The following is a 23,688-nucleotide window of genomic DNA, read 5'->3' as shown; positions in this document are numbered from 1 at the left end:
ATGAGTTCATTTATAAAGAGACACAGATGGCATTTCTACTTCTGGGCCGTACAGTTTTTAGGCTGGGGCGGACTGGTTTTTATTGCCTATGCCTTTACTCCCGATATGGACGGGTATAAGGCGAGTAAGTTGTTCTACTATGGACTAGCATCTACGTTTTTAATAGGTGTTCTCACTACTAGTTTATTGCGTTCTTTCCTAAAGAAAGTCATAAACTTCGATGCTTTTGATTCTAAACAGCTTCTAAAAATCCTGGCTGGTATTGGTGTGGCGGCATTGTTATATTTTGGCCTTTCCTACGGTTTTGGTCATTTTGTAGGGAAGTTTTCGGAGGAGCACGTAAAAGTTCCGGAGATGTATAAGGATTTTGGAATTGGGCTGTTGTTGATCAATTCCCTAATCACCATAATGGGGTGGACTATTTTTTACATGTCCGTTAAAATTGCGGCAAAACTCAATGCAAATCGCTTGGAACGTGCTGAACTTAACAGTACCCTAAAACAAGCACAGTTAAATACGTTAAAGGGACAGATAAACCCCCATTTTATGTTCAATAGTCTCAACAATATAAGGGGTCTTATGCTAGAGGACGTAGAAAAATCTAGGGATATGCTAACCAAGCTATCAGAAATGCTTCGCTATTCATTGACAAAAAATAATATGAATGCCATCTCACTAGAGGAAGAGCTAGAGATGGTAGATAATTACATAGCTCTTTCTAAAATTCAGTTTGAGGACCGTTTGGATTTTATAAAGGAAATCGATGAGAACACCTTAGGTTTTCAGATACCTCCAATGATCATTCAGCTGCTCATTGAGAATGCTACAAAACACGGAATTTCTAACCTTAAATCTGGTGGCACGATAAAGCTGATAGCGGAAAAAACAGAAAACCTACTCTCTATAGAGGTAAGTAATACGGGTAAACTCATGATAGCTCATAATTCTACCCAGTTAGGACTAAAGAATATTAAGCAACGTTTGCGTTTACTTTATGGCGCAAAGGCTTCTTTTATGCTTAAAGAGGTTAACGGGGAAGTAGTGGCAACTATTAAAATACCCTTGTCATGAGTAATACCATTAAAGCGGTACTAGTAGAAGACTCTCGCTTGGCACGCAATGAGCTCAAGGAACTCATTAAAAAGCATGAACAGATAACGATTATAGGTGAGGCGGAAAATGTAGACGATGGTTACAAATTAATTCAGGAGAGCCGTCCAGATTTACTTTTTTTGGATATTAATATGCCAGAGAAAGACGGATTTGAATTACTGGAAATGCTAGATGAAGTGCCAATAACCATTTTTACCACTGCTTTTGACGAATACGCCATAAAATCTTTTGAGTATAATGCACTGGACTATTTGCTGAAGCCAATCAACGAAAAACGTTTTGCTCAGGCGATAGCCAAAGTAGAGGACAAGCTTGATGCCGAAAAGGAAGAAGCTCTAGTCCCTAGCGAACGCCTTACGGGAAACAGTCAAATATTCATTAAGGATGGTGAAAAGTGCTGGTTGGTAAAAGTAGGGGATATTTCTCATTTTGAAATCGTGGGAAATTATACCAGGGTATTTTTTCAAGAGGAGAGTCCAATGCTTTACAAATCTTTAAATCAGGTGGAGGAGAAACTACCGGAAAAGTATTTTTTTAGAGCCAACCGCCAACAAATAATAAATACCAACTTTATAACGGATGTAGTTCCCTGGTTCAATGGTAAACTAAAATTGACCATGGCCAATTCTGACGAGATAGAAGTATCTAGAAGACAATCGTATTTGTTCAAGGACAAAATGAGTCTTTAATGCTGGAAAAATCATTTCCGCCTTACTTTAACTACATAGGTGGCTACTATAGCATCTTTATATTGCACGTGAACATCAAAGCTTCCTGCTCTTTCAAAGCGGTGTTTTAAAGTGTGCCCTGTATCATTATTTGTTATTTCTGGTTCTATTTTTGTCGTTGTCTCATTATGGACCAGTAGCAGGTTTAGCTCCTTCTCGTTGACCAACTCAGGAGTGGTCAGTTCAAATGAAACACTCTTGTTTTTAACCGTTTCTAAATACATTTGTTGCGGCGCTATCGGGATGATATTGTTAGAAAAGGCCGGTTTATAGACCACAGGTCCTGTTATGAATTCAGTATAACTGGGAACCTTCTCAAGTAAGGACCATTTGGCTTCTAAGGGATAATGATTTTTTATGAATAATTGTGGATCGGCCAAGAAGTATCCATCCGTATATTGACTTTTGAATCTAGGGCCATCTTCCTCTACGACGATAAGACCTGCGGACCATGTAGCATCGCACACATACCATTTATTCTGTAATAAAATGGTGTTCCAAGAATGGTTGGCACTACTTTCTTCCTGCAGTCTTAAGGTGGCCGTACGTCCGTGGCCATCTACGATTTCACTTTTAAGCCCCGCCAAGTTGGCCATTTCCTTAATAAGATAGGCATACCCCGTGCAGGCGGTCTTTTTGGTTGTCAATAATTTTTCAAACACTTTTGGTGTAAAAGAATGATTCCATTTTAAAAACTCCTCCCTGTCATCGGATAGTTTTTTACGTTTGTTGCTTGTTCTTAAATAAGCAGTGTAGTCATTTTCAATATTGGTGCAGATCCAAGTATAAATAGCCCTAAATTTCTCCACATCCGTAGTAAAATTACCTGTAAGGTTATAGGTAAGCAGCGGTAAATTTTTAAGTGATGCACCTTTATGGGATAGAGCCACACTATCGGCTTTTTTAAAGTCTATTTCTAAAAAATCCGATCGTTGCCCATAAGAATTATACAGTCCCGTTAAAATAAAAAGGTAGACTAATTTCATTATCGGAATAAATCTGCCACTTTTTGGAAGAAGGTTCTCTTAGAGGAAAAAACACCTTCTACGTCTACTTCACCCATTAGTTCTACATCTGCGAAATCAAAATTAATCGTAATATCCAATACTCCTGCGGTACTTTCCGGAACTATATATGCTTTGGTTTCGTAACCCAAATAACTAAAAAGCAAAATATCACCGACTTCTAATGCTTGTGGAAATTCAAATTTCCCATCAAAATCGGTAGATACGCCCACTTTGGTTCCTTTTAAGAATACATTAGCTCCGGGAAGAGGAAGGTTTTCTTCATCTAGAACGGTTCCCCTTACGGTCAGTTCTTGAACCAATTTAGGGTTGACAATACTTTGATCAATATTGAAACTGGTTTGTGATATATTTTTCGACAGTTGCGGTTTGCTATCTTGCGCGTTAACAGTATTCAACGCGCATAAAGAGAGTAATGAAAAGCTGAGCATCCCCAGCTTTTTTGCGAGTAGATTTGTAGGTAAATGATGGGTCGTGTTGGTTTTGTAGGATTTGAGTTGGGAGGTCTTAAAACGTTCGCAAGTCTTTTGCTCGCCACTGCTAAAATGATTCATAAGTGCTGTTTCTGACATTAGACTAAAATCTATAACTTCTAGTTTACAAGATAGGCAAAATCCTCCTTTTTTGGTTTTGTCGAAGTTTTCGAAATTTTCTGAACATGGTTTTTTTACTGAGATACAAATTGTGTTTTTCATCACATGTGGTTTTAGTATTATACCTCTAAGCTATGGTATACTAGGGGTGATAAAAACCGGTAATTCGTGAAAGGGTCCTTTTAATGAGTGACTGGGCTTCTTGGGCTAAATTCAAGTTCAAGTTCAAGTTCAAATTCAAGTATTAATAGTTGATTTTAAGACCAAGTTTTGACTCCGGTTATTCATTTGTCACTTTTACACGAACACCCTCGCTATGGCTGCTGAACTCTGGCGCGTACATACTTTGTATTGAGGTAATGCCGTTGCTGAAATCTCCAGAGTTGTTCACGCGCACATCATATTCAAAAACATAAACGCCTTTGGGCAGGTAGTCAAAAAAGAAATTGGTGCTCGCATCCTTGGTGCTTTCGTAATAGCCTAGTCCGTCTTGCCATTTGTATTGCGATAGTACATTTATGGGTTCAAAACCTGCGGCGCGCATATCTTTCATATGCAGAAATTCCATATTTCTGTCCGATTTCAATTCAATACGTACACGGACCAGATCACCCACCTTCAACTCAGTTGACTTGGTGATTTCAGAAATTGTTTCTCCTGTGCCAGTGTTCTTTTTTAGGAATAGTTTCTTTTTGAGCTGCAACGGGGTTTCAGCAGAAGTTATCTTGTCCAAATCTTCAAAATATTGCCAGTATAATGCACCCCATGCAATACCTTCGCCTTTTTTTGCAATCTGTACCTCGGCCATTTTGGACTCCACTTCTGAGCCAGCCCAAGACGTTTTGTAGTAACCGGTACCCGCTTCAATTTTTACATTTTCTAATTTGGAAGGAGCTAGTTTTTCCCCGCCGACCAAAACACTGACCGCTTCTGTAACTGATAGCCAGTCGCTACCCTTTAGGAGTAACGCATAAACCGCTTCTGTGGTTGCTTTGGTAGTTTTCCATTGATTGGTCTGCTTGTTTTTTAACAACCAAATTTTTAAATTATCAATAGTGGTAAGGTCACCATCAATCTCAGAAAAAGCTTCGATAAGTAATGCCTGCGTTTCAATTGGTGCTTGGTACCAATACCAGGAACTGGTGTTTTCTTTCCAGTACATGCCCAATTCATCGGATACGATGCTATTCTCTTTTAGGGAACGTAGTATTTTGGTAGCTGTTTTTTCATCTCCGTTTCGTTGCATAACAAGGGCCAACATTCCCTTGGTGTAAAGGTTTCTTTTTGTCCAATACTTGCGTGATTGTCCTAAATAATAGGTGCTGATTTCATCTACCTGCTTTGAAGTCTTAATATCCTCGAAAAAACTTCTCATGTACAGGTACTGAATTTGTGTATTGCTCAAATGGTCTTTTGACAGATCAGTGGCATATTTTTTCATTTGCCTATATTCCTCTACAAAGGCATTGTCCAAGTAACGGACCGCTTTCTTGATCATTCTCAGTTCCTTGTCATCTGCAGCAACGGACAGGTGTCTTAGATGACCTAATCCGGTAATAATATGTTGGGTAATGTATCTGTTTTCACGGCCACCGTTAAACCAAGGCCACGCACCAGAGTACATTTGATTGTTTTCTAGTTTTCTTAAAGCGATCTCTTGCTCGCTCTTCATTTTATTTAAATTTAAAAGTAACCCAATACGTTTTTTCTGTTGACTTTCGGACTGGGCGTCCCGCAACCATGGGGTTTCTTGAATGAGCAATGATTTCAGTTCTTGATTCTTCTCTAGATTACTTAGCAAAGCATCAGTATTTGCCCATTGTTGAAATACTTCTTCAATTCTTGGATTGGAATTGGCAATATGAGTTGCCAACGTATTGGCATAGTACCTAGAAAAGGTCTGCTCATTACACTCATAAGGATATTCCATTAAGTAGGGGAGTGCCTGCACGGCGTACCATGCCGGATTAGAGGTCATTTCTAAAGTTAACTTATGGTTGCTCAACGTAGTTGAGGTATTATCCTTCAGCTTGCCCAACGTAAAGGTTTTTGTCTGATTGCTCCGCACCCACATGGGAAGTGTTTCCGTCACTAACATACGGTTTGTTAGTACGGGTAATATATTCTGTTCACCATCGCTAAAATCCCCGGCCTTGGCAACGATTTTATATTGAACTCCTTGCAGTCCTTTAGGAATGCTGATGGTCCATGAAAGTTGTGTATTTCCCTTGGCATCAACCTGAAAGTCCTGTGTTTTGAGGTTATTTTTTAGAAGTGAGTCTATGGATTTTCCGGTAATGACGTCCGTTAATTCCAACTGACCGGAACCACTTAAGTATTTATTCGATAGATTCGAAATTTTACTACTAATGGTAATTTCATCTCCCTCACGTAAAAAGCGTGGCGGGTTGGGTAAAACCATCAATTCTTTTTGCGTTACTGCGGAAAGTCTGATGCTTGCCGTCTTCAAGTCTTTGGTATACCCTAGTAATTGTACGTTCCACCGCGTTAAGGCCTCCGGAGTCGTAAAACTGAAGCTTACCGTGCCGTCTTTATCCGTGCGTAGCTGCGGAAAAAAGAAAGCGGTTTCTTGAAGGTTCTTGCGGATTTTTATATCAGTAAAGTCAACAGGTTTTTGGGTTTCACTCGTTTCTTCAGGTAAAGGAGCAGCACTTATGGATAATCCTGCCGCTCTTCCTTGAAGAGCATCTGCGGCCTTCATTTCCATATTATCTTCTGCCATTTCTATAGCAACGGCTCCCGTAACGGATTTTCTTTTTTGTGTCCCATACCCCATAACAACCACCTCCTCAAGGGCTGCGGAATCCTCTTGCATGTAGAACGCGTAAAAATTATCCGTGCTAACCTTCTGCCGTAGCGTTACCTGTCCTATGAACGTAAGTATCAGTTCTTGACCCACGGCGGCCTTGATGGAAAAGTTACCATCGAAATCGGTTTGCGTTCCCTCGGTAGTTCCCGAGATAACTACATTTACACCAGGTAACGGTTGACCATCCTGATCGTATACGGTACCGCTTATATATCCTTTTTTAATCGTTGCATCAACGTAGGAAGCGTTCCGTAAGCTTGCTTGTCTTCTTTTTAAATAGTTGCGTTGGGCATAACGAGGGTTTCTAAAATCTAGACCAAACCACTCAAAACTATCAAAGCTTAGGGCAGGTACGGCATCTATCAGAAAATTAGCATCGTACTTCCTGAACGATTTCGTTCCAAAACTTTGGCTAGCGTTCGTATAGGAGTCAGAATAGTAATAAGGTCTGGCAATGGGGTTAAAGTTCCAACTATGTCCCCTGAATTGATCTAGAGAGGCGTCGTACATACTCGTGAGTAGTTCCGCGGTAACTTTTTCTCCTTCTGGTCCTTTTATCTTGAAACTCCATGTTTCATCGGTTCCCGGTTGTAGTTTGTCCCTAAAGTTCAGTGTCTCAATCTCTAGGTCCGTATTGGGATAGGGAACGCTGATAGGTGCACTACCTGCTCGGAACGAATTAAATACCGTAAAATGGTATTTTACGGTAAAACCGCCCAAATCTTTTGCAGTTACAGGAACGGTGATTGTTTCGCAGCCTTGTTCAAACCTAAGAATTTCCTTCCGTATTAATTTTTTGTCTTTTTCAACCAATACCGTTACATACGAATCTTTCGCATTGCTATAAAAGGTGATTTCTGCCATGTCCCTAACAGTATAAAAAGGCTTGTCGGTCTTGACATGAAATAACTGATTATCGGCGCGTATTTTTTCTTTTCCGTTATGGACACTGGTCTTTGTTTTTGCAGTAACCTTTTGTCCAAAGATGTCCTTTGTTTCTAGTTCTATAATGTACAGACCAGAGTTCCATTTTTTTAGGTTTTTCAGTGTTATATGTGTACTTTTTTCCGTGTCAAAATCAGTCTCTAGTACCAATTTTCCTTTTTCCCAAGTCTTAGGGTCATGTTCGTTTGAATAGGAATCATGGGGATAAAGTGTTTTAAAATCCTTTTTGCCCCAGTAGTTGTAATCGGGTGCGGGCCATGGCCTATCCCGTAAAACGTACTCCGGTGCCTTTAATTTGTACATTTTTAGAACACCTTTTGCAAATACGTTTTGGCCGTTAAGGTTCTGCGTACTGATATTTATTTTTTGGTTTTTAGCAGTGGTGTTCAACGGTTCATCTACCATAATGGAAGCGGTCATGGCATGATACCCAACTTGTACGGTAGTTGCCGTACTCCTAGTTTCTCCGTTGATATCAGTAACATCGGCGGTAACATAATAGGAAAATGTGGGTAGATTGGCTTTATCCGCTGACAGATCAGGCAGTGCTTTAAAAGTAATCTCATAACTGCCATTGCTATCCGTGGTGGTCTCGCCCAGTCCTATTTCTTGCGGTTCTCCATAGTTATATGGCCTGCTCCAATAGTACCATTGAGGATAGTTTACATTGCGCTGAACACGGTAGCTTACCTTAGCTCCTGAAATGGTGCTTCCCGCAAAAGCATTCGCCGTACCCTTCACGGTAATGCTATCGTTAACGCGATAGGTCTCTGTTACGGGTTTAAAAGATGTTTCAAATTTTGGGCGCTTATACTCTTCAACAAAAAAGTAAAAATCTTGGTCCACCAATCCGGAGACACCATAAACCTCTAAATAGAACATGCCCGTTAAACCTGTATTTGGAAGTATAAATTCACCTGTAAAGGAACCGAAATCGTTGGTTTGCAAATCCATTTCCGATACTTTTTGACCATTAACATCATATAGGCCAACGGTAACGGTTTCCTCGCTGGCAACCTGAGATACGGTATCATCATTCTCTATAAGAATTCCCTTAAAATATAAGGCTTGTCCAGGGCGATAGATGCTCCGGTCTTTGAATACGAATGCTTTATATGTTATCTGGGGCTTTTTGGTATCCCTTCTCTTTTGATTAATGTAGGTGCCTTCAAAAAAAGCGGTCTCTTTACCATGTTCGATCTTTGTTGTTTCAATAGAAATGCTAGACCTGTTCAAATCCATTGCACTAAAGCCATTTTTGTCTGTCACTAAACTCTTTCTGAGAATGGAGCCACGGTAATTTTTTCGATAATACAAGGTAATTTCCGCCCCAGCCTTAGGTTTGCCGGTATTGCGGTCCACTACCTGAAAGATATGTTGGTTTGGCATTTTGGTTTCGGTGAATGCCAAATCTGTAACCTGTAGTGTACTAAAGGCAAAACTTTTTTCTGTGTTCGATTTCTCATTGGTATCGGCTCCTGTGGCCACAATAACATATTGTCCGGCTTCTAGTGCAGGAAGCGGTATTTCTATACTGTGCCTTTGGTAGTCCCCTTCATCTTTTAGTTGAACGGTCCACGAAGCACGTGTTTTCAGGTCTTGGATATACGCCAACTGCTTTTTTATAGGGTATAGTTCCTCCAATTTTTTTCGCTGGATTTGAGAGATTGCATACGCTTTTAGGTTTAAAGACTTGTGATTTTTATAGTTTACCAATAACCTTGATGGTTTACTGACAGCTAACTGCTTTTCGGAAGTTAATTGTAGCTCTGAAGCCAGTATTCTAGATTTAAGCGCAGCACATTTTTGTCCGCCTCGGCTATCGGGAAATTGTGCTATAGTTGCGTCGTAGATGGCTATGGCTTCTTTAAGTTTCCATTGTGTTGCTTCGTTAGTGGCATTATAGGTGTTTCCTTGATGTTGCAGTAATTGAGCAATTTCATGGTTGTACAAGGCAGAAACCTCATGCTGTACCAAACGTTCTGCGGATTGTTGCAATACCGATAGATACACTTGGTCCTTGTCCTCAAAAACGGCATTGGTGTGGATAAACCTTAAACGTTCTATATCGACCGTGACCAGAGCATCTAGTCTTGGATTGGGAAAATGGAAAGTCAGCAATTGTTGATATATTCCCAAAGCTCTTTGTTGTAAGGATGTTTTATCATCCATGGGAATATTCAACTGTGTAAACCCGTAAGCTTCGCAAAGTAATTCCGGGTCGCTTATTTCAAATTTATCCGCTGGCCTGGTGATGCTATTTTCGTTGGTCTTATAAAAATCAAGGGCCGTATGTGCCAATACATTAAAAAGACTTGGTCTAAAGGTTTTAGAGCCCTCCTGTTCATATAGTATTTCTTTAAAATCTTTTAGAGTTTCCTTTTGAAGCTTTTTAGGATTCGCGAGTGATTGTTCAAAACGGAAGCTGATTTCATTAAATAGTGTGGTCAAATCCCAAGTTCTGAAGTCAACACTATCTATTTTGGTATCGGTAGCGGTTCTGTTATAAAATTGATAGCGATTTTGTTGGTAGTACTGCCAGTATAAATTGGCCAAATAGCTTTCCAGCACGTTCTTAACAGGGAAATTGGCCTTAGAAATTTCAACCTTGAGATTGGTAATGGTCTTAAGCTTGGCATCCTCTTCTAGAATCAATCCATACTTCGCTTTAAAAAGAAGGGATTTAATTACTTGACTATGCTGCTCTTCTTTCTTTGCCTTAGCGTTAATCGTTTCAACAATCTCTAGAGCGGATTTTGTTAATACTTCCCGTTCTAATTTATGAACCTTGGCCCACAATTGCTCATAAGACAAATTCGGTTCTTGTGCGGGTAGTACCTGTGAAAAGAGTATTACGGACAAAGTAGCTATCAATGTTTTCATTATTCTAAATTTACATAACAAATCTTTGCAAAACCTATGCCGCAGCAAAATAGCGTTGAGCCAAGTAGGGCTTTCGTTTACGGAAAGGGCCGTTTTGGGTTAGGTAATGCTCTTTTATATAATGAAATATCACATGGATTTTAATAGACCGCCATCGATAGGGATATTGGTTCCCGTAATGTAGGCAGCCTTGTCCGATGCTAAAAAAGCTGCTAAAAACCCATATTCCCTTGGGTCGCCAATCCTTTTTAAAGGAACACGGGATTGCATCTCTTGGAGGACCTCTGCTTCCGTAATGCCCATTTGCTCCGCTTTCTTTGCATTGAGCTGCGCTATACGGTCCGTATCAAAATAGCCTGTGAGAATATTGTTGACCGTTATTTTGTCCGGCCCAATCGCCGTTGCCAGTGACTTTGCCCAAGTAGTCACCGCCGCCCTTATGGTATTGGATAGCGCCAAATACGATAGCGGTTCTTTTACGGAAACCGAAGCCACGTTGATGATGCGTCCCCATGAATTGGCTCTCATGTGTTTTAATGCAAGTTCGGTAGTATATACCGTTGTCTTGAACAGTAAATCAAAAGCTTGCTGATAATCTGCAACATTTTTTTCCAAGGGATCTCCTGCAGGCGGTCCTTGGGTGTTGTTCACCAAAATGTCAACATTATTCTTCTCAAAATAGTTGGTGATAATTGTTTTATAGGCATCAAAATCATTGAAATCCACTACGAGATATTGATGTTCCTGACCCAAATCCGTGGGAAGATTCGCTACGATATGTTTTAACTTTTCCACGCTACGGGACATTATCGTTACACTTGCACCGCTTTCTGCCAATTGCAGGGCAATTGCCTTGCCAATTCCACCGCTACTGCCACCTACCAGAGCTTTTTTATTTTTTAAGGATACTTCCATAGTAGTTTATCTTCAATGGTCTTATTTATATTCCTCTCTTGCTGGACTGAAAACGTCTAATAGTTTACAACGCGTTAAGGCTCTTCCGCTGTGTTTTTTATGTGCTGCAATGACTACGATATCTCCTGGATAGTAGGTTCTTGTCTTTCCTTCTAAGGTAAATTCAAACTCGCCCTCCATCACATGCATGATCTGTTCGTTCATATGAGAGTGCTCCGGTACTTCAGCATTTTTTTCAACCGTCCAAAAGGCCATGCTCATGGTTTCGCTGTGTACAAGTTTGCCGTGGTAACCTGGCATAATCTCCTTAGAGGGTATTTCGGCTAGACTTAAATCCATAATATGATTTTTTCTTGACAAGGTAAAAATAAACTGTAGAAGTAAGAAGCAGTTTGTGATGCTCTTGGCTATCGCTATCTTTACGGTCTAATTTTGTTCGATGAAGATACATTTTATAGCAATCGGTGGCAGTGCCATGCATAATTTGGCCTTGGCTCTTGACCATAAGGGTTATCAGATAACTGGGAGTGATGATGTGATTTTTGAGCCTTCTAAATCTAGACTAGATGCAAAGGGTCTACTGCCTTCCGAGTTCGGATGGTTTCCGGAGAAAATACATGCGGACCTTGATGCAATCGTTCTTGGAATGCATGCAAAGAGCGATAATCCTGAATTGATAAAGGCACAAGAACTTGGTTTGACGATCTATTCTTATCCCGAATTTCTTTACGAGCAGTCCAAGGATAAAACCAGGGTGGTCATTGGTGGTAGTCATGGTAAGACTACCATTGCCTCAATGATTTTACATGTATTGGATTTTCATGGACGAGAAGTAGATTACATGGTAGGCGCTCAATTGGATGGTTTTGACCGTATGGTGCATTTGACGGAAGAGAACGACTTCATTGTTCTTGAGGGAGATGAGTATTTGTCCTCTCCCATAGACCGCAGACCAAAATTTCATTTGTACAAACCTAATATCGCTTTATTAAGTGGTATCGCTTGGGACCATATCAACGTGTTCCCAACGTTCGATAATTATGTAGAGCAGTTCCGGATATTTGTGGATAGTATTGTCAATGGTGGGAGCATCACTTACAATACCGAAGATGCTGAAGTCAAAAAAGTGGTAGAAGCCTCCGAAAATGCCATACGAAAGTTTCCGTATCAAACACCAGCATATACCGTTGAAGAAGGTCAGACACTTTTAGAAACGCCTGAAGGACCAATGCCCATTGCAGTGTTCGGAGAGCACAACCTAAGCAATCTTGCAGGGGCAAAGTGGATTTGCCAGAACATGGGTGTGGACGAGGACGATTTCTATGAGGCCATTGCTACTTTCAAAGGTGCCTCCAAACGATTGGAAAAGATTGCGGAGGGTAGTTCTAGCATAGCCTACAAGGATTTTGCCCATTCTCCAAGTAAGGTGGGGGCAACTACCAAGGCTGTGAAGGAGCAATATCCAAATCGTAAATTAGTGGCCTGTTTGGAATTGCATACCTATAGTAGTTTTAATCCTGAATTTTTAAAGAAATATAAAGGGGCTTTGGATGCCGCCGATGAACCCGTTATTTTTTTCCTCCCGGAATCCGTTGCTATTAAAAAATTGAAAGAAGTAACTCCGCAGCAGATTGCCGAGGCTTTCCAAAGAGATGACCTCAAAATTTTTACTGACGCTAATTCTTTTCATCAGTTTGTAAAAGGACAGGACTATAAAAATGCTACCTTGTTGCTAATGAGTTCCGGGAATTACGGAGGTCTAGATTTAAATGAAGTTCAGCACCTAATGGTATAGTGACCTAGACTCCGAACTGTTTAAGATGATGGTCTAAATGCTTGTATTGTAATTGTCCCCATTGCTCTTTGGTAAAGGTTCCGAAGGTTGGATGCGGATACCAATGATCTCTATCCCTTAAGGCATAAAAATCATCTACCAACGTTTTAAGAAGTTCAGATTCACTTTTAAAATCTTTGGGCTCTCTTGCCTTGAGTTGTGGAGCGGTAGGGAGGTTTTTACGCCAAGGTTTATCGTTGTACAAAGACTTTTTGAAAAAGGTTTTAATGAACCAGTTTCCCTTAGCGGTATTCTCTTTGTTCTTTATGGCCAGTTTCAACGGATATTGGCAATGCCACGTCATCTGGCCAACGGTCATCTTGCCCCATTTCCGCTCCGATGCTTCCGACAGTTGAGACATGCGTGCAACAATTTCTTTATGGCCATCAGCAGTTAATAAGGATTTCATTTTTTACACTTTTAAATGATAGTGAAATTTACGATAAAATAATTTGTTCGTTATCTTTAGCCAATGCAAGAAAAGCCAACTTCCTTTTCCATAAAACATTGGTCAGATGATGATAAGCCACGGGAAAAACTGGTGAATAAAGGACGGTCTGTCCTTTCGGATGCTGAGCTCATTGCAATTTTAATAGGTTCCGGAAGTAGGTCCGAAAGTGCCGTTGAACTTTCTAAACGTATTCTTTTGTCCGTGGACAATAATCTCAACGAACTGGGAAGACTTTCCATAAAACAACTCATGCAGTTCAAGGGTATTGGTGAAGCTAAGGCCGTAACGATAGCTGCGGCACTGGAAATAGGCCGACGAAGAAGGGGAGAGGAAGCTCAAAAAATAGATAAGATCAATAGCAGTAAGGACGCTTTTGAAATCTTACAGCCCATTATGGGTGAATTGGAACATGAAGAATTTTGGATTTTATACTTGAATAATTCTAACAAAGTACTACTTAAAGCACAACTAAGTAAGGGCGGTATTACCGGAACATTGGTAGATGTGCGTTTAATAATGAAACAAAGCCTGGAATTAGGTGCGGTAGGTATTATATTAGCACACAATCACCCTAGTGGTACCTTAAAACCTAGTGCTGCAGATAAGGAGATCACGCAAAAGATAAAAAAAGCTTCCGAATCTCTGGATATAAAAGTATTGGACCATCTCATCGTTACGCAGAAGAATTATTATAGTTTTGCCGATAATCAAGTTTTGTAAATGTTATTGATATATACCCATAAAATTACACCGCGCTTCAGCTACACGATGAAGCAGGTGTTCACTAAAATTTTGGGTATAGAAATTGGTTTTACGACCAAAGTCGAGGATTTTATAAAACATAACGAAGCCAAAATCACCTATACGAAGCAGCCACTTCAAAATGAGTTTTTTGTAAGAAGTAATGACCTGCTTTTTGAGCAGGGCATTAGCGATATACAGCTTAATGTTGTGCAATGGGACAATACGCCATGTTTCTTCCCTACTGGAGAAAGAAGCAATATACCCTATGATATTTTTGCCGCAAGTTTTTATTTATTGAGCAGGTATGAAGAGTACCTTCCCCATGTAAAGGATATTCATGGGCGGTTTTCTCCTAAGGATAGTGTAGGTTATCAGCATGGTTTTTTGGACAGGCCTGTGGTAGATCTATGGGCACTGAAGTTGTTGGATGTACTATTGGAGCGTTTTCCGGACTTAGAGCACGGTAAACGAAGCTATGTTTATGAATCCATTATTGATGTGACCACTTCGCATTGTTACTCCAATAGAGGGGTAATTAGAGGTGCGGCTGGCTTCTTGCTAGATTTGGGTACATTCAGGTTAAAGCGGGTTTATGAGCGCATTGTTGTTGGTCTCAAGATAAGAAAAGACCCTTATGACAATTTTTCGGAGTTAATAGCATGGCACAAACAGTTGAAGGTTAAAAGTATTTTCTTTTTTCAGTTTGCCAATTATTCCAAGTATGATAAGAACGTATCTACCAATAGCAATACCTTCAAATCACTGATCAAATACATTGGGGACTACTCCAAAGTTGCCTTGGCAGCGTCCTATAGTTCCTTTGCGAACACTACCCTTTTAAAACTTGAAAAACAGGATTTGGAGAATGTGGTCAATAGACCCGTATACATGTCCAGAATGCGCTATAACAGAGTTGATATCCCTTATACGTACAGAAATCTTATTGAGGCAGAGTTTACGGACGATTATACCATGGGATATAGCCGTGAAGTTGGTTTTAGGGCCGGAACCTGTACTTCGTTTCAATTTTACGATATTCCCTTGGAAGTACAACAACCCATAAAAATTCACCCATTCGCCATACACGATTATGCACTTGTAAGCCTTAAAAATAGAACTGCGATGATGAGCAAAATAAAGGATGTTCATGATGAGGTGCGGCAAGTCAATGGAAAAATGGTGACCGTTTTCTCCAACGAATTATTGGGAAGTACAGGGAAATACCAGTGGAAATCCATTTATAAAGAAATCCTTGAGAAATACAATGTATAAAGATACCGTTACCGATGTTTTTTTTGATCTGGACCACACGCTTTGGGATTTTGAGAAAAATTCTGCACTCACCTTTAAGAAGATTCTTGTTGAACATGAGATTGATATTCCCTTAGAGCGTTTTCTGGAAGTCTACGTACCTGCAAATTTTGCCTTTTGGAAATTATATCGTGAAGAAAAAATAACAAAAACGGAATTACGATACCAACGTCTTAAAACGGTCTTTGATACTTTGGAGTATGGTATTTCAGATGCTACTATAGACAGTCTTTCTGAAGAATATATCAATCACCTATCATCTTTTAACCATCTCTTTCCTCATGCGACCAACATCTTGGACTATCTAAGACCTAATTATAAATTGCACATCATCACCAACGGTTTTCAGGAAATACAAGAAAAGAAGCTAAGGAAATCGGGTATTCATGGTTATTTTGATCAAGTTATCGATTCGGAAATGGCAGGCGTTAAAAAGCCAAATCCGATAATTTTTGAAATGGCTTTAGATAAGGCTAAAACAAAGGCTACGAACTCTTTAATGATTGGGGATAGTCTTGAGGCCGATATACTTGGAGCACAGGCCAGTGGTTTAGGTGCTTTACATTTTTGTACGCTCGGTGAAGATTCGCACGAGCATTGTCCCATCATTACCGACTTACGGGAAATAAAAAACTATTTATAGAGTTATTAGTACTAGAACAAGGTTCATAACGGTGGTTAGGGACACTTTTTTAGATTTTAGAAATGAAAATTTCACGGATTGTCTTGGTACTATTATTAATGGGATGTTTTGCCTCTTGCTCTGAAGAGCTGGATTTAGGACAATACGATGATTTAACTATTACCCCATCCTTTGAGTCCAGTATTTTTTATGTTGAAGCACAAGAAAGCCTTATCAATAGGATCGTAGGGTTAAGCTTCTTTACCCAAGAATTTAATTTTGATGCTTTTGAAGAAGCATTTTTTGCAGATAGGGTTTTAGGTGGTGTAATTACTTACGAACTGGAAAATACCACCAGTAAGGACGTAGAGATCAGTATAGAATTTTTGGACGAAACAGACACTGTTCAAGATATTGAGTTCTTTCAAATGGATGCCGCTCCTACGGCTCTTTTAATCAGGGAGGTTGCTTACGGCGATTCCGGGAAAAGTCTTGATATACTGCGAAATACCTCTAAGATTAGATTGAGTGCTCGAAACCTTGGCGATAATAGTAGTACATCCAGTATTACTAATCCGTCATTGGTGTTGAGATCGGCGGGTGAATTTATGTTACGAGCCAAATGAAATTAATCCCGGGCTATTTTATCTTAATCCTTTTCGGGTGCCACTTTCTGCTGGCACAGAACAAACAATTGCTATACGGTTTTAATGAAATTCCGCAGTCTTTAATGGTCAATCCCGGTGTAGAAACAGATTTCCGGTGGTATGGAGGAGTTCCTTTACTTTCTGGCGTTTCTGGTTATGTTGGCTCTAATGCTGCAGCTGTAAACGACATTTTCGCGGTCGATGGTTTGGATATTAATGATAAGGTAAGAAATCGTCTGGTCAATCGTTTAGGGCCTTCAGACGAGCTCAGCGGTAATGTTCAACTAGAGTTTTTAAATATTGGTTTTAGGTCTTCTGATCTTGATATATTTTATTCCTTTGGTGCTTATCTGGAGTTTGATAATATTTCGTATTGGCCTCAAGATTACGCTATTCTATTATTTGAAGGAAACGCCAACCAACTGAATAGAAGGTTCAATTTTGGAGACTTAAGTATGAGGGGATCTATGGTGAATGTTTTTCACTTCGGGATAAATAAAAATATCGACAAGGATATAACCATTGGTGTTAGAGGCAAGATTTATTCTGGAATATTAGATTACAATTCAACGGGAAACAAAGGTTATCTCGTAAACACGGAGGGTCAAAATAATATCTTAAATACGACCCTTAGCGCGGACCTTAAATTAAGAAGTTCTGGGTTCGGGGATTTGGACAATGCAGCTGACGATGATAACGTTGCAAGTGCGCTTGTCAAAAGAGCTTTGTTCGGTGGTGATTTAGGATTAGGAGTGGACTTGGGTTTTAGTTATCATTTAAGTGAAAGAACGGTAATCACGGGAAGTGTACTTGATTTAGGATTTATGTACCATAGCGGAGATACCCAAAGTTATAGTCTCAAAGGTAATGCAAGTGCAGAAGGTATTGAAATAAACATTTTAGAAGAGTTTGGGAACCTAAATAGGGATTTTTGGCAAGATTTGGTAGATGAGGTAGAAGAATTGGTGCCTTTTGAATCTAGTAATAAGGCCTATGTAACTTTTAGACCAACTAAAATAAACGCTTCACTAAGACATGACTTTGGAAAACCAATAGGTTCACAAGAAAATTGTGACTGTTCCGTTACAGCTTTTTCAAGTAATGCAAGAACAAGATATCGGAATTCTGCCGGAGTTCACGTATATGCCATAAATAGACCTAGAGGTCCACAGGCAGCGGTAACGGGATTCTACCTCCGTAGACTTGGTAATATCATGGCCCTTAAAGCTACCTATACCGCAGATAAATTTAGTGCTACCAACCTAGGTTTAGGTGTTAGCTTGCAAGCGGGACCCGTAAACCTATATGCAATGGCAGATAATCTATTGTCCTATCAGAATATTGCGGCGTCTAATTATGCTTCTTTTCAGTTAGGATTAAATATCATATCTTGGAACAAAAGATAATGATTTAGCTCAAAGTAACTCTTTGGCACGTTTTTTTCATTTCTTTAGCGTATCACTAAAATTCTAATATGTTGAAAGGAGTAATTGTAGCATTGTATTTAGTTCTAAGCTTTATGACCTACGGTCAGGAAAATATCAGTGATTATAAGTATATAATCGTGCCCAAGAAGTTTGATGCGTTTAAGGAGCCGAATGCTCATAAGACGAGTACCCTGGTGAAATATCTTCTAGATCAAAAAGGTTTCCCTGTAATATATGACGATGCCTTACCGGAAGAACTGACTAAAAACAGATGTTTAGGGCTTTTAGTGGCGCTCGTTGATGATTCTTCGATGTTTTCGACCAAGACAGTAATAACCCTAGAGGATTGCAATGGAGAGATTGTCTTTAAAACCTTACAAGGCAAGAGCAGAAGTAAGGCATTTAAAGAGGCCTACACCGAGGCCATAAAGGAGTCTATGCGTTCCTTTGACCAGGTGAATTATACATATAAGGGTCAATCCGAAGTTACAGAACCTATAACGGTGAGTTTCAAGGATGATATAAAAAAGCTACCAGAACATACCGAAAAGTTGTCCAATGAAAACAAAGCTCAAGGACTTGAAGAAGTAGATATGAAGCAAGAACCTCTGGTTGTCCAAAAGGCAACTACGGAGAATCAGTTTTACGAGAGTAAGGAGCCTGTTGCTTCTGATATTACAATGGCGGAAAAACCAGCTCCGAAAAAATTAAAATTAAGAAAGCCTAATAAAGATGACATTTTATACGCACAGTCTTTACCTAGCGGATTTCAATTGGTGGATAGTGCGCCAAAAATAAGAATGAAGTTGTTAAGGACCTCCAAGGATAACATCTATATGGTTCACGGCGAAACCAAGAACGGTATCGTGTATCAGAAAGGTGATAAATGGATTTTTGAATATTATGAAGAAGATATATTGATGCAACAAGAGTTGAACATCAAATTTTAGAAATCATATTTTGTCTTCCATCTTTTTTTGAGAAAATCGCTTAAGGCAGCCTCCCTTTGGTTTCTTCCAGGTACGTAAAAAGAACTGCCGGACAGTTCGTCTGGAAGATATTCAGCAGCAACAAAATTATTATCATAGTTATGTGCATATTGGTAATTGTCTCCGTAGCCTAAATCCTTCATCAGTTTTGTCGGCGCATTTCTCAGCGGCAGGGGTACTGATAGATTTCCGGTCTGTTTTACGGTTTGTTGTGCCTTGCCTATTGCCATGTAACTAGCATTGCTTTTTGCGGAAGTCGCAAGGTAAATTGCGCACTGACTTAAAATAATTCGTGCTTCAGGATATCCTATGGTGGCTACCGCTTGGAAGGTAGTGTTCGCGATTACCAGTGCCGTAGGATTGGCAAGACCTATATCTTCCGAAGCAGAAATGAGCATTCTTCTTGCAATGAACTTTACGTCCTCGCCACCTTCTATCATTCTGGCCAACCAATATACAGCTGCATTTGGGTCACTACCCCTAATGGATTTTATGAAGGCCGATATGATATCGTAATGCTGTTCACCAGTCTTGTCATATAGGACAGTATTTTTTTGAACCTTTTTCATCACTAGTTCATCCGTTACGGAAATGGTGTCCGTATCCTCAGAATTGATGACAAGTTCAAATATGTTCAATAATTTCCTGCCATCCCCACCTGAGAGCCTTAGTAAGGCCTCGGTCTCTTTTAATTCAATTTTTTTGGAGGCAAGTTGTTTATCCTTTTTCAAGGCGCGTTCTAGTAGTTGTTCTAAATCTTCTTTTCCAAATGCATTAAGGATGTACACTTGGCACCGAGATAGGAGTGCGGGGATGACTTCAAAGCTTGGATTTTCGGTCGTGGCACCAATTAAGGTAACCCATCCTTTTTCAACGGCTGCCAATAAAGAGTCTTGCTGCGATTTACTAAAGCGATGTATCTCATCGATAAACAGTATAGGATTCTTTGCGGTAAATAGCCCTCCTGCCTGCTTTGCTTTTTCAATAACTTCCCTTATATCTTTTACACCGCTGTTGATAGCACTCAGTACGTAGAAAGGTCTTTTACTTTCTTCGGCGATGATGTTTGCTAAGGTTGTTTTTCCCGTGCCTGGAGGTCCCCAGAGTATCAGGGAAGGGATAATCCCCTTCTTTATCTGATGGGTAAGCGAACCCTGTTCCCCTACCAAATGGGTTTGACTAACATACTCTTCCAAAGTCTTAGGACGTACTCTTTCGGCTAATGGTTCGTTCATAGTATAAAAATAGAACAAAGTTCTTGAAATGGTCTTCCGCGTTCGTACAATATCAATGGATTTCCACTGTTGATATCAGAGGATATGACAATTTAACCGATTTTAAAATTTGGTCAACAATTTGATAAGAGGGGTAGCTAAGGATTATGAACGACAGTCAACATTTTAAGTTTACCAATGCCGTATTACTGGTTCCCTTGGGAGCAGTACTTTTCATTTGGGCTTTTTATTGGATGGAATTGGCAAATGGCATCAACCTAAATCATTTAGGAGTTTATCCTAGGACTCTTTTAGGATTAAGAGGTGTTGTAATGAGTCCGTTTATACATGGTTCTTTAGAACATTTGTATAACAATACTATTCCCTTGGCGATTTTATTAGCGGCCTTATTCTATTTTTATAGAAAAGTTGCTTGGCGCGTTTTGATTATAGGAGTTGTACTATCTGGCCTCCTTACATGGCTTATAGGAAGGCCCTCCTATCACATTGGTGCTAGTGGTATTATCTATGTTCTTGCCAGTTTTATTTTTTTCAAAGGAATTTATACAAGGTACTATCGGCTGGTAGCACTTTCTTTAGTGGTTGTATTTATCTATGGTAGTCTGTTGTGGTATATATTTCCGGTAAAGGAAGGCATTTCATGGGAGGGACACTTGAGTGGGTTTGTTACCGGCTTGTTATTGGCCATATTTGTTAGGGCTACATTGCCGGAGCTTAAAAAATATGATTGGGAACGGGAGGACTATAATGAGGAAGAAGATGAATTTCTAAAACAGTTTGATGAAAATGGTAATTTCATAGAAACTCCAGTGGAAGAATCAGAAGAGTCGCCGGATAAAGTGAAAATTAATTACGTATATAAAAGGGGCAAGAAAGAAGGGGAATCTTAGTCAAGTATACATGCGCTGACGGACTGCCTCATATAGAAAAAGAGCACAAGCCACGGAAACGTTGAGTGATTCTATTTCTCCTAATAAAGGAAGTTTGGCGGTATAATCCGCCGCTTTTAAGATAGAAGGTGAAATACCTTTGTCCTCCGCACCCATGACTATAGCAATATCTTGTTTAAAGGAGACATCATAGATTGAAGTATTCGTTTTTTCTGAGGCAGCTACTACTTTTATCCCTGATGCCTGTAAGTAAAATACGGCATCCTTAAGATGGTCCACTTTTGCAATAGGAACTTTAAATGCGGCACCAGCGGAAGTTTTTATGGTATCCGCAGTAACTGGGGCAGCACCTTTCTTTTGTATGATAATACCGTCCACGCCAGAACATTCCGCCGTACGGATAATGGCTCCAAAATTACGAACGTCCGATAACTGGTCCAAAAGGAGGAATAGCGCAGGCTTTTCTTTTTGTTGCACTTTTTCGATTAGCTCTTCTAAAGTGGAGAAGGCGATAGGGGATATATTAGCAACGGCACCTTGATGATTACCTTTGGTTAATCTGTTCAGTTTCTCAGGGGGCACATAGGAGACATTAATTTCATTTCTTCGAAGCAGCCCTTCTAGCTCCTTGATTAAATCACCCCTTAAACCCTTTTGAATAAAAACTTTGTCAATTTCTTCATTGGTATTTACGGCTTCAATTATAGCTCTAATTCCGTATATCTGGGTGGCTTTATCCATAAATGTAAAAATAAACAAAAACCACTCGGTTATTAGCCGAGCGGTTTAGAATTCTTATACTCCTTTGATTATTTTCCCTGGGAAGCCAAGTCTACAGTATTTAGCGTATTCGCGAATGTTAGAATCTGTACTAAAGAGGATTCTTTTTTTAGATTTAATCCCTTCTTCTTTATTAGTGCTGCAACCTGCATTTTTTGGTCGCTGCTAAACAAGTTTAATAGTTTGGACTTCTTTGTTGGTATATAACTTACCAAATTAGAGTTCAAATCCTTTAAGTAGTACTCGGTAGCATTTGAAAAACGCGCAGGGATAGCATTTACCATAGAATTTGCTGCCTCTTTCCCTTCAACATATTTAACAATATAGCGCTGATATAGGTTGTAATTTGGGCCTGACAACTTTGTTATTAAATAGTCTTGAGTTATTGTTCCGTCTTCATCAATAAAACTTGCGTACTGCAGTTCTTTATCATCAAAAACAACTCTAATATTTTCATCTTTGACCAGGGCCTTGTATTGTTCTTCTTCTAAATTGGTCTTTTTAATTTCAATTTCTTGGCTGTAAGCGTTGAACCTAGAATAAAAAGAACCAAGTAGCTGGTTGTTTACATAGATGTTACTTTTTTGAAAATTATCAACTAAGAAAGGAGAGCCCTTAATTCGTTGCGCCGATACCATTGTTCCAGATGAAGAAGCGTTCACATCGGCATACATTAAATTATGAAGAGAATTACCAGACTGGGTAAATAATGCGTCTAAATCACCGCAAGTGGTTGCCTGTGCTCGTAAATCTCCGGTACTCTGAGATACCTGTGCAAATGTTACCGTTACGCAGATACATGTTAAGATGAGTGTAAGAAACTGTTTTTTCATAGGATTGTGGTTTAATTAATTATGAATCCTTAAGTTATGAAAAAAAAGAGCGCAAGCTGCTGATAATTTAGCTATTATATTTAAAAGAAGGGATTATTATGGATTTCTCGATAAGTTACTCCTTTTCGTGAATTTTATTAAATAAGGATATCAAGTCTTTCCCATTTTCTAAATCTATTTCATTCGATTTTAAATACTTTTTGATTTCATTTAATTCTTCCTTTGAAACAAAGTGTTTGATAAATTTATTTTTTTGTTTCGGAATTTGAACAATGGGGTTTTTATCCTTCATTTTATAGTAATACTCCCTGTAGGTAGTAAACCTGCTAGGAATTGCAGTTACCATTGAATTCGCAGCCTCTTTTCCTTCCGTATATTTTATACGTATTCTTTCAAATAAACTATACTGTTTGGTTTCGTTGACAGAAATTAAATACGTTTCTTCAATTTGTCCTTTTTTGTTTTCAACACTCAAGTATTGCAAAGTTCCCTGAGCAGTTTCCAATTTTACTTTAGCATCTTGTACCAAAGCCTTTTCTTGCTCTTCTTCTAGTAGGGTAGCCTTTAATTCAATTTCACCATTATAAGCGTTGAAACGATAGAAATAATTTCCTAGGTGCTCATCTTCATAATATACCTTGCCAGGTAAGAACTCATCATTGACGTATGGTGATCCAATATCGGAACCAATGTTATACTCAATAAAATCTTTATTGTTACTTACAAGTTGAAATAAATTAGTCATCATAGGTGTAAATTGCTGATGAAAATTTGCGAAGGGATCATTTTCTACATCAGAACCACCAAAATTTGCTACTCCTACCTGCTGTCCGCATATGGATACAGAGAAAAGTAAAACAAAAGAGAACATAATTATCTTGGACGTTTTCATT

General features: G+C 39.3%; 20 protein-coding genes. 10 read left to right on the top strand and 10 right to left on the bottom strand.

Translation table 11 applies throughout. From position 1 onward, the window contains the following. Positions 1–1,071, top strand: a complete 1,071-nt coding sequence (locus tag BFP77_RS06435) for a sensor histidine kinase (RefSeq protein WP_257212892.1) — start codon at positions 1–3, stop codon at positions 1,069–1,071. Beyond that, complete coding sequence (locus tag BFP77_RS06430) at positions 1,068–1,802, top strand: LytR/AlgR family response regulator transcription factor (RefSeq protein WP_099573213.1); 735 nt, start codon at positions 1,068–1,070, stop codon at positions 1,800–1,802. Before BFP77_RS06435 ends, BFP77_RS06430 begins: the two co-directional genes overlap by 4 nt. 11 nt (positions 1,803–1,813) lie before the next feature. On the opposite strand, the gene BFP77_RS06425 is transcribed toward BFP77_RS06430, so the two are convergent. From BFP77_RS06425 to BFP77_RS06405, 5 genes are all read right to left on the bottom strand, one after another. Beyond that, a complete protein-coding gene (locus tag BFP77_RS06425; protein ID WP_099573212.1) occupies positions 1,814–2,827 on the bottom strand; it encodes a transglutaminase domain-containing protein in 1,014 nt (337 codons plus the stop codon). Then, positions 2,827–3,561 (bottom strand): carboxypeptidase-like regulatory domain-containing protein, encoded by a 735-nt coding sequence (locus BFP77_RS06420; protein WP_099573211.1) that lies wholly within the window; start codon positions 3,559–3,561, stop codon positions 2,827–2,829. Before BFP77_RS06420 ends, BFP77_RS06425 begins: the two co-directional genes overlap by 1 nt. 178 nt (positions 3,562–3,739) lie before the next feature. Next, positions 3,740–10,117, bottom strand: a complete 6,378-nt coding sequence (locus BFP77_RS06415) for a carboxypeptidase-like regulatory domain-containing protein (protein ID WP_180272319.1) — start codon at positions 10,115–10,117, stop codon at positions 3,740–3,742. A gap of 129 nt (positions 10,118–10,246) precedes the next feature. Then, a complete protein-coding gene (locus tag BFP77_RS06410; protein ID WP_099573210.1) occupies positions 10,247–11,032 on the bottom strand; it encodes an SDR family oxidoreductase in 786 nt (261 codons plus the stop codon). A gap of 21 nt (positions 11,033–11,053) precedes the next feature. After that, positions 11,054–11,371 carry a cupin domain-containing protein gene (locus BFP77_RS06405; protein ID WP_099573209.1) on the bottom strand — a complete coding sequence of 106 codons (318 nt, stop codon included), beginning with the start codon at positions 11,369–11,371 and terminating at the stop codon, positions 11,054–11,056. Between the two features lie 100 nt (positions 11,372–11,471). Here BFP77_RS06405 and BFP77_RS06400 point away from each other — a divergent pair, with 100 nt between their 5' ends. Next, positions 11,472–12,827, top strand: a complete 1,356-nt coding sequence (locus BFP77_RS06400; protein ID WP_099573208.1) for a UDP-N-acetylmuramate--L-alanine ligase — start codon at positions 11,472–11,474, stop codon at positions 12,825–12,827. A gap of 4 nt (positions 12,828–12,831) precedes the next feature. On the opposite strand, the gene BFP77_RS06395 is transcribed toward BFP77_RS06400, so the two are convergent. Continuing rightward, on the bottom strand, positions 12,832–13,275 hold the full coding sequence (locus tag BFP77_RS06395; RefSeq protein WP_099573207.1) for a DUF1569 domain-containing protein: 444 nt from the start codon (positions 13,273–13,275) through the stop codon (positions 12,832–12,834). A gap of 63 nt (positions 13,276–13,338) precedes the next feature. On the opposite strand from BFP77_RS06395, the gene radC reads away from it, so the two are divergent. From radC to BFP77_RS06365, 6 genes are all read left to right on the top strand, one after another. Continuing rightward, entirely contained in the window at positions 13,339–14,037 is a 699-nt protein-coding gene (radC, locus tag BFP77_RS06390) for a RadC family protein (RefSeq protein ID WP_099573206.1), read from the top strand. Continuing rightward, the gene (locus BFP77_RS06385; protein ID WP_099573205.1) at positions 14,038–15,333 is read left to right on the top strand and encodes a polysaccharide deacetylase family protein; all 1,296 of its coding nucleotides are present in this window, start codon (positions 14,038–14,040) and stop codon (positions 15,331–15,333) included. Beyond that, on the top strand, positions 15,326–16,015 hold the full coding sequence (locus BFP77_RS06380) for a YjjG family noncanonical pyrimidine nucleotidase (protein ID WP_099573204.1): 690 nt from the start codon (positions 15,326–15,328) through the stop codon (positions 16,013–16,015). The genes BFP77_RS06385 and BFP77_RS06380 overlap by 8 nt, the downstream gene beginning before the upstream one ends. A gap of 62 nt (positions 16,016–16,077) precedes the next feature. Next, entirely contained in the window at positions 16,078–16,620 is a 543-nt protein-coding gene (locus BFP77_RS06375; RefSeq protein WP_099573203.1) for a hypothetical protein, read from the top strand. Further along, a complete protein-coding gene (locus BFP77_RS06370) occupies positions 16,617–18,047 on the top strand; it encodes a DUF5723 family protein (RefSeq protein ID WP_099573202.1) in 1,431 nt (476 codons plus the stop codon). Before BFP77_RS06375 ends, BFP77_RS06370 begins: the two co-directional genes overlap by 4 nt. A 68-nt stretch (positions 18,048–18,115) precedes the next feature. After that, positions 18,116–19,018 (top strand): hypothetical protein, encoded by a 903-nt coding sequence (locus BFP77_RS06365; RefSeq protein ID WP_099573201.1) that lies wholly within the window; start codon positions 18,116–18,118, stop codon positions 19,016–19,018. Here the strand turns inward: BFP77_RS06365 and BFP77_RS06360 are convergent. Further along, positions 19,015–20,292, bottom strand: coding sequence for a replication-associated recombination protein A (locus BFP77_RS06360; RefSeq protein WP_099573200.1), 1,278 nt, complete (start codon positions 20,290–20,292; stop codon positions 19,015–19,017). The two genes, BFP77_RS06365 and BFP77_RS06360, sit on opposite strands and share 4 nt — an antisense overlap. Positions 20,293–20,438: 146 nt before the next feature. Between BFP77_RS06360 and BFP77_RS06355 the strand changes: the two genes are divergently transcribed. After that, on the top strand, positions 20,439–21,182 hold the full coding sequence (locus BFP77_RS06355; RefSeq protein WP_099573199.1) for a rhomboid family intramembrane serine protease: 744 nt from the start codon (positions 20,439–20,441) through the stop codon (positions 21,180–21,182). Here the strand turns inward: BFP77_RS06355 and rlmB are convergent, their stop codons facing one another. The 3 genes from rlmB to BFP77_RS06340 form a co-directional block, all read right to left on the bottom strand. Beyond that, complete coding sequence (rlmB, locus tag BFP77_RS06350; RefSeq protein WP_099573198.1) at positions 21,183–21,923, bottom strand: 23S rRNA (guanosine(2251)-2'-O)-methyltransferase RlmB; 741 nt, start codon at positions 21,921–21,923, stop codon at positions 21,183–21,185. Positions 21,924–21,991: 68 nt separating this feature from the next. Further along, positions 21,992–22,795 (bottom strand): hypothetical protein, encoded by an 804-nt coding sequence (locus tag BFP77_RS06345; RefSeq protein WP_099573197.1) that lies wholly within the window; start codon positions 22,793–22,795, stop codon positions 21,992–21,994. A 115-nt stretch (positions 22,796–22,910) separates the two neighbouring features. After that, entirely contained in the window at positions 22,911–23,687 is a 777-nt protein-coding gene (locus BFP77_RS06340) for a hypothetical protein (RefSeq protein ID WP_099573196.1), read from the bottom strand. Position 23,688 lies beyond the last annotated feature (1 nt).

Source organism: Maribacter sp. 4U21 (assembly GCF_002742365.1).
Lineage (GTDB): Bacteria > Bacteroidota > Bacteroidia > Flavobacteriales > Flavobacteriaceae > Maribacter.
This window is presented reverse-complemented; position numbering and strand designations above follow the sequence as displayed.